Genomic DNA, 12,391 nt, shown 5'->3' with positions numbered 1-12,391 from the left:
TCCCGCAAGCACGGTATATTTTGCGAAGACACATGCCGATCAAGAGAACGAGCACAAGGAGTTGCTACCGATGCCGGACACCCGGACCACACTGCGCGCCGCGACGGTGCACGACGCGAACGACATTGCTCGCCTGCACACGCTGAGCTGGCAAACCGCTTATAGCCATATTCTTCCAGCCGCCTATCTGTCCGACGAGGCGCCGACCGAGCATGCGATCCGGTGGCGCAAGTATTTCGATCGCAACGAGCGCGACTGGGGCTTCGTGCTGATCGCCGAGTCGAATGGCGAGCCGGTCGGCTTCGTCAGCGCCGAGCGCCCCGTCGATCCGGCGCTGGGTGTGTTGCTTGACTGCCTGCACGTTCATCCGTCGCATCACGGCAGCGGCACGGGCAAGTGCATGATCGAAGCGGTTCGCGCATGGGCCCGGTCGATCGGCGTGGACAAGGTCCATCTGCAGGTGCTGGAGGGCAACGTGCGTGCGATTGGGTTCTACGAACACAACGGCTGGCAATTGGCCGGAGTCGAAACGAGCCGCATCGGCCGGACGGAAGTCACCGACCGGATTTACGCGATCCAGGCTTGAACGCTTTGCCGGCGTCGGCGTGCCGCGCACGCGCGTGCAGCCGCGGCCGGCCTGCTACGGCATCGCGGCCGGTGAAATCCGAACGGACTTCGCCATCATTCGCCGCAATACCGGACCAGCAAATCGGCTTCGGTCTCGTGGATTTCGACAGGCAGGACCGTCGCGCCGGCATAGGCGAGATAGCGTGCGCGATGCTGGCCGTTACGGAACGACGCGACGCCGAGTTTCGACAGGCCGGGAATGCCGAGCAGCGTTCGCGTTCTCGTCTCGCGAAACGTGATGAACGGCATGTCCGGAATCCGGTCCCGGTCCGGATCGAGGAATTCGCGAATGCCCGCGGCCTTGCCGGGTGCCCAATACTGAACCGACGGCAGCACATAGTCGGTGGTGTCGCGGTCGGCGCAGGTCAGCAGTTTCTTCAAGTCGACCGTCACGACCCGATGTCGAGAGTCGTCGGACGAAAATACCCGCTTGAGGTGCGTGTAGGCATAGGGAGCGTGCCCGGGAAGCTGGACGATCCAGACATCTACGTCGCCTCGTCGTGCGTGAGCGAGCGTCATTGATTTCCTCTGGTGGCGCAAGCGGCCCTCGTGATTCGAGTTTAGCAGCGCGGACGGCTGTGCAGCGGTTCGATACCAAAAACAGGAAAATGGAGCGACTTACCGGCTCAACCGACAAAAAGAATGGGAACGATCATGTGTTGACGGTCCAGATCGACAGGTTGCGAGAATATCGCGATACTGCCAGCGAGAATGAAACCCGGCGCGAAATTCACGCAAGATTCACACGGTGTCGCGAAGCACGCCGGACATCGTAAAAAATGAGAGGGCGCATTGAGCGGAGAAGCCATGTCGTTGAAACTCGAGATCGAATATCTGGATTACTGCTTCACGGCGACGCTCGAAATCGCCGAGTCCGGCCGTACCGTCGTCGTCGACAGGCAGCTCGAGTCCGAGGTGCGAAGCAAGACGCTCGCGTGGATCGTATTTGATCGTTTTCTGGAGCGAAACGATTTCGCCGACGAGGCGGACGCGCGCGCCAATATCGTCGACTGGCTGGAGCGGCTTGCCGATCCGAGGCCCGTCGCATCGACCGAGATAGCGAAGATGAGCGCGGGGGCAACCGGCGCGGTGGCGGCAAATTCGTCGACAGCCGAAATCGTCGGCGGCGCCGCTATTGAAATCGTCAGCAATCTCGACTGGATCGATATGGCTGCCGACTGGTTTTCCAGTGGCTCGTTGTAGCGACGAACTTGTATTTTCATGACGCAGATCATTGCGCGCAAGAAATTCCGTACGGAAAAACGAGACGGGAATCGCATCGCGCGAAAAAATAGAATAATCCTGCTTTGACAATACTTGTGATTTACCGGAAGCTGCGCCTTTGGGCCTGAAAAAGCGGCTTGATTAAAAAATAAAACGCCGGGATGAAAAGACGAACGCCGTCTCCCGGCTTTTCGTCAACGAGGCCGGTAAGCAATGCGTCGTGCTTGAATCGTGACGGTATTCGCCGGCACGCGAGCATGCCGGTTGCCGTCACGTTGTCACTAAAGGGTGAGTTGCCGCACAGACCGCCGCGCGACTCGAGATCACAATTTGACCGGTTGACCGTTCTTCCCCGGCCCGGTCAACCATTTCCCCGCTCGCTCGCGCAGGAGCGGGGGCTTTTTGCCCCCCGACGCCGGAAAATTGCGTCGGCGGAACCGGACAGGCGTTCGGCGGACTGCGCGACGGCACGCGTTCGCACTCTCACATCCGTTCGCCCGATCCGTTCGAATTGCTTTCCTCGTGCCTGAGCGAACCCTCAGGCCCATCGCCGGTTTTTGCCGGCGATGCCTTGATCCCGGCAGCGCGCAACAACGCTGCCGGGATGTTTTTTGCGTCGCATGCGTGACGTCGCATCAGGCGCCGCGGGCATCGCGCGCCGCTCAGCCGGCCTGTTCGACGCTGGTCTCCCATCCATCGTAATTGCCGCCGAGTGCGCGCACCTCGCGATTGAGCACGATCGTATGGCGCGTGATATCGGCGAGGGCCATCGTGCCTTCGTGCGAAAACCGCACCGCCGACTTGCCGTCTTCGGTCGGCGCGACCGACTCGACCGGATAGCCTTTCGCTTCGGCCCAGTCCGCGAACTGGTGTGCGTCGCTCGGGTCGGGGAAGTACGCCCAGTGCATCACGCGCCGGCTCACGTCGGCGACGTCGCCTTGCTGCCGCAGCGCCTCCAGCGTGCGCATGTCGCGCATGATCTGCCAATCGTCCTCGGTCGGGTAGAGCGTCTGCCAGTATGTCGTCTTGTCCGGGTCGTCCTGATGGGCGTACTGAAGCGCATAGGTCGTCCGGTCGGCCAGCGAGTCGACGATCTCGGCGGCCGCCTCTTCGTCGAAGGGCACGTAGAAAAGAAAATCCCGGTTGCCGTCGACGGTGATGCGGCCGACTTGCACGCCGTCTTTCGCGGTGATCGCGGCGTCGAGCAGATCCTCGATCTTGGCGAGATCGGCGAATTCGTCGCCGGTCGGCAGACCGTCGGGCGATGGATGCGCGAAGGGAACGCGCACGCTGAGCACCGACGTGCGCGGATCGCCATCCGCGATTTCCGCAAAGCCGTGGTTGAAGCTGATGAAAGCCTGATGGTCGCCCATTCTGGCAGGGAAGGTTCCCCAGGCGTCGCTCATGTGTTTCTCCCGTACACGATCGTCTGTTGACGGTTGCAAAGCGTCCCAATGTATCATCGAAAATCGCGTTGGCCGGAGCCGCGCACGTGATCGCGGGCCGTGCGCGCCGCGCGGGCAAGGTCCGGGCCGTTCGCAGCCCGCAGCGTGCATGCGGCGGGCTGCAAAAACTCAAAGGAGATGCCGATGTCGACGTTTGCGGTGAATGGTGTCCGAATCGATCCGCTCAGCGCGCGCGTGACGCACGTGCGCTGGGCGGCCGTGAACCCGGTCGATCGCTCGTGGGCGGCGGCGCCCAGCGAGGCCCCGGTGGCGGACGTGGCGCGCGCACTCGCGTCCGGCAACGATGTCCGCGCGATCTTCTCGGCATCGGACACCACTGCGATCGGACCCAGGCTGAAGCGCGTGCTGTATCGCGATGCGTCCGAAGGCATCGAGCTCGACATCGATGCAACCAGCGAGTCGCGCACGTTGCGCGATCTGCCGCAAATCTGACTGCGAGCCGGTCCCCCAAAACGAATCGCGCGAACGCGCCCATGATCATGCCCAGATCCGCCATCGCTTCGCTGGCATTCGCGCTTTGTTCGGCGCTTGCCGCCTGTCAGACCGCGTCCGGGCCGTCGCCCGTGCAACCGTCGCCCGAGACCGCGTCGGCGACCGTCCCCGCGTCTTCACCGCCGGCCGCGCCGATCCGCGGCATGGGCCTCGCGCCTCATCTGGCGGGGCAGAGCCACTGGGCCATCGGTCAATGCACGACGAACGGCACGGTCAAGGTATGTAATTGACCGACGTCGGCGCAATGGCGCGTAATTCGCGCGAGCGGGATCGGAAAGCCGGCATGTCGCCCGCGTCGATGGCCCGGCGGCCGTCGACACGGGCCAGCGTGCAATGAACAGACGCGAAACGACGGATTCCGGCTGGCATGTCGATCCCGTCGCGGAAACGGTCACCGGCCCGTTGCCGGTCGCGCTGGCAGTCGGCGGCCGAAGGCTGAAAGATCGTGTGCGCGGGGCTGGCTTCGGCGAGCCGGTGCGGTTATGCGGCCGCCCCGACGCTCTGGCCCGTGGGGGTGCTGGCCGCGCTGCTGGGGCTGTCCAGCGCCGCGTTGTTCATCTCGTCGCGGCGCCAGATGGCGCTGCAGGTCGACGAGACGGGCTTCCGGCTGATCGGTTCCGCCCGCGAAAAACCTGTCACGCGTTGGTGTGACGTCACGGAATTCCGGATCGTCCGCGTCGCCGGTCATCATTACATCGGCTACCAGTTCTCCGTACATTCGTCGCGCACGAAGGTGCCGGGTGGCGTGATGTTGCCGATCGGCCGGTTTGTCGATCTTCCGCTCGACGCGGTGGCCGAGTTGCTGCAGGCCTGCCGCCGTCATTTCGGCCAACCGACGAGCAGGCCGCCCGAACCCGCTGACGAGGCCCCGGGCGTCCTGTGCACTCGGTGGCTCGGCCAAACAAAAAAATCCCGCATGTCGTGTCGATTTCCGCGGGAGTCGTCCGTCGTAGCATCGGAGGCGTGCCCATCGCGCGTCCGTCCCGATTTTCGATACGACAACCGACTGAAGGAGCGACACCATGTCCACGTCCGTCAAGCCGATCCCGGAAGGGATGCGCACGCTGACCCCGCATCTGATCTGTGCGGGTGCGACCGCAGCCATCGACTTCTACAAGCGCGCATTCGATGCGACCGAACAGTTTCGCCTCGCGATGCCCGACGGCCGGCTCGCGCATGCGTGCCTTGCGATCGGCGATTCGACGCTGATGCTGGTGGATGAAATGCCCGAGCACGGTGCGCTCGGCCCGAAGGCGCTGAAAGGCACGCCCGTCTGTCTGCATCTGTACGTGCCGGACACGGATGCCGCGATCGCGAAGGCGGTCGAGGCCGGCGCGACGATCACGATTCCCGCCGCCGACATGTTCTGGGGCGATCGTTACGGGCAGGTCGAGGATCCGTTCGGGCATCGCTGGTCGCTGGCGACGCATCAGCGCGACCTGACGCCCGAGCAGATCGCGGACGCAATGGCTAGTGCGCCGCCTTGCGGAAGCTGAACCGACGTCCCTGCACGACCGCGGCCGAGCGGCGGCGCGGCGGCTTGGGTTGCGCGCTGCCGCGCCGGCGCGGCTCATCCGCGGTCATGCGCCGGTCGTCTTGCCGCGCTGCTTGTGTTCGTCCATCCGGCGATCGGCCGATGCGAGCAGGTCGGCGACGGTGCAATGGCGTGCGGGATCGTACGCAACGTGCGCGACGCTGAAACGGATCGCGTAGCCGCGTGCGTCGGCTGCATTGCGCTGCGCGAGCGTCTGCGTCGCCCGTTCGACGGGCTCGGCGACGTCGGCGGATCGGTGGCGCTCAACAGCACGACGAACTCGTCGCCGCCGCGCCGCGCGACGACGTCGCTGTCGCGCAGCGCGTCCGCCAACGTTTCCGAACACGTATCCCGCATTCCTCGATGCATCGCCACGCTGCACGTCTCGCGGCTGCGGTGATCGGCTCCGTGAGGGGCGGCGAAGATGCTGTGAGAAGCGGGTGTCATCGGCTCGTGTTTCGTTCCGATGCGGCGTCGCACGGGCGATACCTCAAGGTGCGCGTCGCGATGCCGTAAACAGGACAAGTCCAATCGTTCATCGCATCCCATCGCACCATGGTTCGAATTCTGTACGCGGACTATCTCGCGTTTGCGCTGTATCTCCTTTACCCACTGGTGCAGAACACGCTGATGTTCAGCACCGATTGCGTGCGCAGCGTGCTGCCGATGGGCGATCGCGGCTTGTCGGCGAATCCGGCAAGCGATGCGGACGGGCACGCGAACCGCTGCGTGTCGGGCGCGCATGCCGGCGCAGTGATCGGGCGGGTGCCCGAAATCCATTGAACGTGGCGGCGTCGCCCGTGATGGGCGCTTCGCGAGCCGGCATGCTGGCCATTTGGCCGAATTGAGCATCGCGCCATGCTCGCCGATCATCTGTCACGCGGCGGCAAAAAATGCGAGCGGTCGAGCGTCGGGCGAAAGCGCGTGTCGCGCGTCAGTAGCTGGAGCGGTACGGCGTGCCCTGGTCGAAGCGGCTTTGCCAGTGCGTGAGGTAGCGCGACGCGAGTTGCGGATTGTTCCAGACCACGACGACGTTCTCGGAATTGCGGCTGGCGGCCGACGCACTGTAGTTGAACGAACCCGTTTCGACGTGCTCCGCGTCGATCACGAGGTACTTGTCGTGATGGATCGCATAGGCGTCGATCGTGCGCGTCGGAATGCCCGCGTTGACGAGCAGGTTCAGTGCCTGCTTGCTGCTCTTCGCGCGATTGCCCTTGTCGTCGACGACCACCGCGACATTCACGCCGCGGCGCTTGGCGGCAAGCAGCGCGCGCGCGACGGGCGGCGACGTGAACGAGTAGGCGGCGACCCGGATCGAGCTGCGCGCCGCCCCGATCGCTTTCAGCACGAGCGCTTCGGCGCCGCCGTCGGGCGAGAACGCCGATTCGACGACCTGCGTCGCGGGTGCTTCGTGAGTGGGGGCCGGCAACCATCGCGACACGAGATCGATTGCTTGCTGGAGCAGCGATTCGCTTTGCGTCTTGCCGAAGGCGGCGAAGGGGGTGGCGAGCAGGGAAGCGGCGAGACAGGCGGCAGCGAGGCGATTGCGCGACAACATCTTGGACAGCGAATAATTTCGAGACAGCGGGCCGTGAGTGTAACGCACGCGTGGCGGCCCGGTCACGTGCGGATGCGAAGCGAGGGGCCGCACGATGATCGGCAGCGGCGATGAGGGTGACGCAAAGTTGCGTTGTGCAACTCGTGTATGCGCGCGGGGCGGTCAACGGACAGCGGACAGCGCCGGCGATGGCATGCGATTGCATTCGCCGTTGCAGGACCCGCGTGTGCGAGCAATGCGTGCTTCCGGTCGGACTGACTCGGCCCCCATGCGGCCTGTCGCCGAAGCGTGCGTGCAACGGGCGCGTCTGACGGACATCCGCGCGTAGCGCATCGTCAATCCGTGGTTACAGGCGCGCCGGCCTCATCGGGCGCGATCCATCCGGGCCCTGGCTCGGGCTGCACGTCGCGCGCGTCGAGCGGCTCGCCACAGGCCGAGCATACGGTCACCGCGTGCATCAACTGGCCGCAGGTCCGGTGGCGCAATTGCAGCGGCGGCCCCTGGCCGTCGTCCTTCCAGCGATCGCCCCACGCCATCAGCGCGAGCAGCGCCGGGTAGAGGTCGCGGCCTTTTTCCGTCAGCCGGTATTCGAAGCGCGGCGGGCGTTCCTGATACGCGCGTTTGACGAGCACGCCTTCGTCGACGAGGCGCGCCAGCCGTTCGGCCAGCACGTGGCGCGTCAGGCCGAGCTGGGCCTGGAATGCATCGAAGCGGCGGCAGCCGAGGAAGGCGTTGCGCAGGATCAGCATGGTCCAGCGGTCGCCGAGCACGGCGAGCGTGCGCGCGACCGAACAGTTTAGCGTGCCGATGTCATCCCATTTCATCGTCGAGTCTCTTGCCTCTTGCGGCGGTCTTGCGGCGGTTCAGCGAAATAGCGGGTTCGATTATAGAACCCGCCTTCGGTTGCAACGGGCGCAGCCGCGTTGACAACGGCCGGCATCGTTGACAATAATGGGTTCCAATTTAGAACTTACTCGCGCGGCGACGCGCTTTCAACCCGGAGACAACCCGATGAATCCGCTTTCCCTGTCTGGCCTCGATTTGCTGCGTGCCGCCGTGTCGGGCGACGTGCCACTTGCGTCGATTTCGGAGACGATCCCGATGCGTCCGCTCGATGTCGAGCTCGGTTACGTGAAGTTTTCGGCGCGGGCGGACGGCCGCCACCTGAATCCACTGGGCGGCGTGCACGGCGGGTTCGCCGCGACGGTGCTCGATTCCGTCACCGGGTGTGCGGTGCATTCGATGCTCGACGCGGGCGTCGGTTACGGCACCGTCGATCTGCACGTGAAGATGCTGCGGCCCGTGCCGCGCGACGTCGACCTGATCGCGGAAGGGCGCGTGATTCACCTGTCGCGTTCGCTGGGCGTCGCGGAGGGCACGCTGAAGACGCCGGACGACAAGATCGTCGCGCATGCGTCGGCGACCTGCTTCATCCAGCGGCCGCAGTGACGGAGGGCGGCGGCAGCGTCGTCCGGGCAGCGGGCGCGTGAGCGCGCCGGGCAGCCCAAAAGCCGCTTGTAAGCGTGCGCGGCGCCAGCCTGAAGCAACCGCTTCGATGTGATAGCGTTCCTGCTTTCCACCGACGCGACAGGAACAGCATGGAATACCGCACACTCGGCGATTCGGGCATCGAGGTCAGCCTGATCGGTCTCGGCACGATGACGTGGGGCGAGCAGAATTCGGAGCGCGACGCGCACGAACAGATCGACTATGCGCTCGGGCAGGGCGTGACGCTGATCGACGCCGCGGAGATGTATCCGGTGCCGCCGAAGCCGGACACGCAGGGCCGCACCGAGCAATACATCGGCACCTGGATCGCGCAGCATCGCGCGCAGCGCGACCGCATCGTGCTCGCGACGAAGATTGCCGGGCCGGCGCGGCAGCCGCACAATCCGCGCCATATCCGCGGCGAGGGCAACCAGTTCGACCGCAAGAACCTGACCGAAGCGCTCGACGGTAGCTTCAAGCGCCTGCAGACCGACTACGTCGATCTCTACCAACTGCATTGGCCCGATCGCAGCACGACCACGTTCGGCCGTCCCGCGTATCCGTGGGTCGACGACGCATACACGGTGCCGATCGAGGAAACGCTCGGCGTGCTCGCGGAATTCGTGAAGGCCGGCAAGGTGCGCGCGATCGGCGTGTCGAACGAAACGCCGTGGGGTGTCGCGCAGTTCCTGCGCGCGGCCGAGCGGCTCGGGCTGCCGCGCATCGCGAGCATCCAGAATCCGTACAGCCTGCTGAACCGCACGTTCGAAAACGGGCTGTCGGAATTCACGCATCGCGACGGCGTCGGCCTGCTCGCGTATTCGCCGCTCGCGTTCGGCTGGCTGTCCGGCAAGTACGAGAACGGCGCGCGTCCGGCCGGCGCGCGCATCACGCTGTTCGAGCGCTTCCAGCGCTACAGCAAGCCGCAGGCCATCGAGGCGACGTCGCGTTATGTCGGGCTCGCGCGGCGTCACGGGCTGTCGCCCGCGCAACTGGCGCTCGCGTTCGTCAACAGCCGCCCGTTCGTGCGCAGCAATCTGGTCGGCGCGACGTCGCTCGAGCAGTTGAAGGAGAACATTGGCAGCATCGACGTAACGCTGTCCGACGAGATTCTCGCCGAGATCGACGCATTGCACGAACGGCAGCCGAATCCGGCGCCGTAAACGGCGCGCGGCCCGCGCGCGCGGCAGCGATGCCACGACGGGCCGTGTCGGCGGCGCATGGCTGCGCCGTCGTGTCCCGCGTCAGCGCATCTTCAGCCGCGTGCGTGCGACGAACAGCGCGGCGAGGCTCAGCAGCGCGCACCCGATCAGATAGAGCGCCGGCGACAGCCGGTTGCCGGTCGCGCTGATCAGCCAGGTGATGACGAACGGCGCGAAGCCGCCGAACAGCGTGACACCGGTGTTGTAGCTGACCGCGAGCCCGGTGGCGCGTGTCTGCGACGGGAACAGTTCGGCCATCAGCGCCGGCAGCGCGCCGCAATACATCGCCTTCAGCGCGCCGATCCAGACCAGTGCGGCGAGCATCGTCGCGAACGACGCGTGGCGTGTGAGCCATGCGAACGTCGGCCACACGGTCACGAGCATCAGCACGGCGGCGACCGCCATCATGCGGATCCGCCCGGTGCGGTCGGACAGATGGCCGACGACCGGCGTGACGAGCGTCAGCACGAAGCCGGTCGCGAGCGTCGCCGCAAATCCCGTCGAGGCCGGCAGCCCGAGCTGCTTGATCGCGTAGGTCGGCATGTACAGGATCATGTAGTTGATCGCGGTCGAGATCACGAGCGCGCCGATCGACAGCAGCAGCCGCAACTTCTGGGCCGCGAACAGCTCACGCACCGGCGCGTCGGAGCGCGCCTGCGTCTTGAATTCGACGCCTTCGTCGACGTAGCGGCGAATGTACAGCCCGACCGGACCGATCGCGAGCCCGAACAGGAACGGCACGCGCCAGCCCCAGCTTTCGAGTTGCGCGGAAGTCAGCGTGGCCGTCAGCAGCGCGCCGAAGCCCGACGCGAGCAACGTCGCGAGGCCCTGGCTCGCGAACTGCCAGCTCGACATGAAACCGCGCCGCTGCGGCGCATGCTCGACGAGAAACGCGGTCGAACTCGCGAATTCGCCGCCCGCTGAAAAGCCCTGCATCAGCCGCGACAGCATGATCCCGAGCGGCGCGAGAATGCCGATCGACGCGTAGGTCGGCATCAGCGCGATCAGCAGCGTGCCAGCCATCATCATCGCGATCGACAGCAGCAGCGACGCCTTGCGGCCCGCGCGGTCCGCGTACGCGCCGAGCACGAAGCCGCCGATCGGCCGGATCAGGTAGGACAGCCCGAACGTGCCGAGCGTCAGCATCAGCGACGTCGCTTCGCTCGTGGCGGGGAAGAACAGCTTGGCGATCGTGACCGCGAAGAAGCCGTAGACGATCAGGTCGAACCATTCGAGCGCGTTGCCGATCGACGCCGCGAAGATGATGCGGCGGATCTTCGCGGCGCTGGGGTGCGCGGCGTCCTGCGAGGTCAGGGTGGTCGTATTCATCGTGTGTGCAGTCCCGTGAAAGGGGCGAAGCGCGTTACAGGGCGGCGCCGGCCGCGGCGGCTGCCGCGCGGCGAACGGGCGGCGCGTCGTCGCCGAGATCCCAGAAGAGGCCGGCCATCATCTGCAGCCCCTCGCTGACGACGCTCGCGAGCAGATGCTCGTCGGGCGCGTGCTGCGAGCACGCCGGGTACGAGTGCGGCACCCACAGCGTCGGCAGCCCGAGCGTGTGGGCAAACACCTCGTTCGGCAGCGTGCCGCCGAGATTCGGCAGGATCGCCGGCTTCTTGCCGGTGGTGCGCGCGAGCGACGCGACGGCCCAGCGGACCCACGGATCGTCCGGCGGCACGCGCGTCGCCGGTGCGCCGCGTTCGACGTCGATCTCGATGTCGGCGAAGCCGTGCGCATCGAGATGCGCGCGCAGATGCGCATGCAGCGCTTCCCAGTCGGTGCCGACGACGAAGCGCAACTGGCAGTGCGCATACGCGGCGGGCGGAATCGCGTTGACGGGATGCTCCGGGTTGCCGGCCTTGAACGCGAGAATCTCGAACGTGTTCCAGCCGAATACGCGCTCGGCGGCGGACAGGCCGGGCTCGCCCCAGTCGGCGTCGAGCGCCGGGTCGCCGGGGCCGCCGCCGACGGAGAGATCGGCAAGCGCGTCGCGCACGGCAGCCGGGATCGGCGGCGGGCGCAGCCCCGCGACGCGAATCGCGCCGCGCGCGTCGACGAGGCTCGCGAGCGCATGCGCGAGCACGATCGCCGCGTTGCGCAGCAGTCCGCCCCAGTTGCCGGAGTGATGTGCGCCGTCGCGGGCGTGCAGGCTCAGCTTGAAGTTGACCGCGCCGCGCGAGCCGAGAAATACCGTCGGGCGCGCGGCGGCGATGCGCGGGCCGTCGGACGCGATCAGCACGTCGGCCGCGAGCGCGTCGCGTTCCCGGCGGCACAGCGCGTCGAGGCCCGGCGACCCGGTTTCCTCGCCCATCTCGATCAGCAGCTTCGCGTTGAAGCCGAGCCGGCCGCCGCGTGCATCGAGCACGCTCGCCAGCGCGGCCAGGTTGATCGAGTGCTGGCCCTTGTTGTCGGCGCTGCCGCGGCCGTACCAGCGGTCGCCGTCGGCCGTCAGCGTCCACGGCGACAGCGGCGCGCGCCACTGCGCGTCGTAGCCGCGCACGACGTCGCCGTGGCCGTAGATCAGCACGGTCGGCAGCGCGTCGTCTTCGTGGCGCGACGCGAGCAGGAACGGGCCGCCGCCGTCGACGGGGTTGTCGACGATCCGCGACGTGAAGCCGAGGCGGGCGGCCTCGGGCGCGATCTCGTCGGTCAGGTAGGCGCGCAGCGCGGCGCCGCTGCCGCTTTCCTGGCTTTCGGTGCGCAGGCCGACGCGGCGGCTCAGGGTCGTGAAGAATGCACCGGACTCGAACTGGTTCAGTGCGTGCTGGATAGCGGCGGTACGGCTCAAATCGTGTCTCCTCCG

Annotated in this window: 15 protein-coding genes and 1 pseudogene; 9 read left to right on the top strand and 7 right to left on the bottom strand. The window is 66.3% G+C overall.

The window, feature by feature from the left end:
* Positions 1 to 70 precede the first annotated feature (70 nt).
* Positions 71 to 586 (top strand): GNAT family N-acetyltransferase, encoded by a 516-nt coding sequence (locus WS61_RS01920; protein WP_059498999.1) that lies wholly within the window; start codon positions 71 to 73, stop codon positions 584 to 586.
* A 95-nt stretch (positions 587 to 681) separates the two neighbouring features.
* Here WS61_RS01920 and WS61_RS01915 read toward each other — a convergent pair whose 3' ends face one another.
* On the bottom strand, positions 682 to 1,146 hold the full coding sequence (locus WS61_RS01915) for a hypothetical protein (RefSeq protein ID WP_059498998.1): 465 nt from the start codon (positions 1,144 to 1,146) through the stop codon (positions 682 to 684).
* Positions 1,147 to 1,434: 288 nt separating this feature from the next.
* On the opposite strand from WS61_RS01915, the gene WS61_RS01910 reads away from it, so the two are divergent.
* Entirely contained in the window at positions 1,435 to 1,830 is a 396-nt protein-coding gene (locus WS61_RS01910) for a hypothetical protein (protein WP_059498997.1), read from the top strand.
* Between the two features lie 683 nt (positions 1,831 to 2,513).
* Here WS61_RS01910 and WS61_RS01905 read toward each other — a convergent pair.
* Entirely contained in the window at positions 2,514 to 3,257 is a 744-nt protein-coding gene (locus WS61_RS01905; RefSeq protein ID WP_059498996.1) for a DUF695 domain-containing protein, read from the bottom strand.
* A 183-nt stretch (positions 3,258 to 3,440) separates the two neighbouring features.
* Here WS61_RS01905 and WS61_RS01900 point away from each other — a divergent pair, with 183 nt between their 5' ends.
* From WS61_RS01900 to WS61_RS01895, 4 genes and pseudogenes are all read left to right on the top strand, one after another.
* Positions 3,441 to 3,749, top strand: a complete 309-nt coding sequence (locus WS61_RS01900) for a hypothetical protein (RefSeq protein WP_059499096.1) — start codon at positions 3,441 to 3,443, stop codon at positions 3,747 to 3,749.
* A gap of 41 nt (positions 3,750 to 3,790) precedes the next feature.
* Positions 3,791 to 4,039: a hypothetical protein gene (locus WS61_RS35910; RefSeq protein WP_082741804.1), complete on the top strand. Its 249-nt coding sequence runs from the start codon at positions 3,791 to 3,793 to the stop codon at positions 4,037 to 4,039.
* 103 nt (positions 4,040 to 4,142) lie between these two features.
* Positions 4,143 to 4,644 (top strand): annotated as a pseudogene (locus WS61_RS35905) (aspartyl-tRNA synthetase); the annotation flags it as partial.
* A gap of 187 nt (positions 4,645 to 4,831) precedes the next feature.
* Positions 4,832 to 5,305 (top strand): VOC family protein, encoded by a 474-nt coding sequence (locus tag WS61_RS01895; protein ID WP_059498995.1) that lies wholly within the window; start codon positions 4,832 to 4,834, stop codon positions 5,303 to 5,305.
* A 74-nt stretch (positions 5,306 to 5,379) separates the two neighbouring features.
* On the opposite strand, the gene WS61_RS35990 is transcribed toward WS61_RS01895, so the two are convergent.
* Positions 5,380 to 5,700, bottom strand: a complete 321-nt coding sequence (locus tag WS61_RS35990) for a diguanylate cyclase domain-containing protein (protein ID WP_373557104.1) — start codon at positions 5,698 to 5,700, stop codon at positions 5,380 to 5,382.
* 198 nt (positions 5,701 to 5,898) lie between these two features.
* Here WS61_RS35990 and WS61_RS01885 point away from each other — a divergent pair, with 198 nt between their 5' ends.
* Positions 5,899 to 6,126 (top strand): hypothetical protein, encoded by a 228-nt coding sequence (locus WS61_RS01885; RefSeq protein WP_059498993.1) that lies wholly within the window; start codon positions 5,899 to 5,901, stop codon positions 6,124 to 6,126.
* Positions 6,127 to 6,277: 151 nt separating this feature from the next.
* Here WS61_RS01885 and WS61_RS01880 read toward each other — a convergent pair whose 3' ends face one another.
* Positions 6,278 to 6,901 carry a phospholipase D family protein gene (locus WS61_RS01880; protein ID WP_027784365.1) on the bottom strand — a complete coding sequence of 208 codons (624 nt, stop codon included), beginning with the start codon at positions 6,899 to 6,901 and terminating at the stop codon, positions 6,278 to 6,280.
* 335 nt (positions 6,902 to 7,236) lie between these two features.
* Positions 7,237 to 7,725, bottom strand: coding sequence for a helix-turn-helix domain-containing protein (locus WS61_RS01875; protein WP_059498992.1), 489 nt, complete (start codon positions 7,723 to 7,725; stop codon positions 7,237 to 7,239).
* 187 nt (positions 7,726 to 7,912) lie between these two features.
* On the opposite strand from WS61_RS01875, the gene WS61_RS01870 reads away from it, so the two are divergent.
* Both WS61_RS01870 and WS61_RS01865 read left to right on the top strand, forming a co-directional pair.
* Positions 7,913 to 8,350: a PaaI family thioesterase gene (locus WS61_RS01870; RefSeq protein ID WP_059498991.1), complete on the top strand. Its 438-nt coding sequence runs from the start codon at positions 7,913 to 7,915 to the stop codon at positions 8,348 to 8,350.
* A 149-nt stretch (positions 8,351 to 8,499) separates the two neighbouring features.
* On the top strand, positions 8,500 to 9,552 hold the full coding sequence (locus tag WS61_RS01865; protein ID WP_059498990.1) for an NADP(H)-dependent aldo-keto reductase: 1,053 nt from the start codon (positions 8,500 to 8,502) through the stop codon (positions 9,550 to 9,552).
* An 81-nt stretch (positions 9,553 to 9,633) separates the two neighbouring features.
* On the opposite strand, the gene WS61_RS01860 is transcribed toward WS61_RS01865, so the two are convergent.
* Positions 9,634 to 10,920 carry an MFS transporter gene (locus WS61_RS01860; protein WP_059498989.1) on the bottom strand — a complete coding sequence of 429 codons (1,287 nt, stop codon included), beginning with the start codon at positions 10,918 to 10,920 and terminating at the stop codon, positions 9,634 to 9,636.
* Between the two features lie 34 nt (positions 10,921 to 10,954).
* Entirely contained in the window at positions 10,955 to 12,376 is a 1,422-nt protein-coding gene (locus tag WS61_RS01855; RefSeq protein ID WP_059498988.1) for a M20 family metallopeptidase, read from the bottom strand.
* Positions 12,377 to 12,391 lie beyond the last annotated feature (15 nt).

The sequence above is a fragment of the Burkholderia sp. ABCPW 11 genome (assembly GCF_001523445.1).
GTDB lineage: Bacteria > Pseudomonadota > Gammaproteobacteria > Burkholderiales > Burkholderiaceae > Burkholderia.
This window is presented reverse-complemented; position numbering and strand designations above follow the sequence as displayed.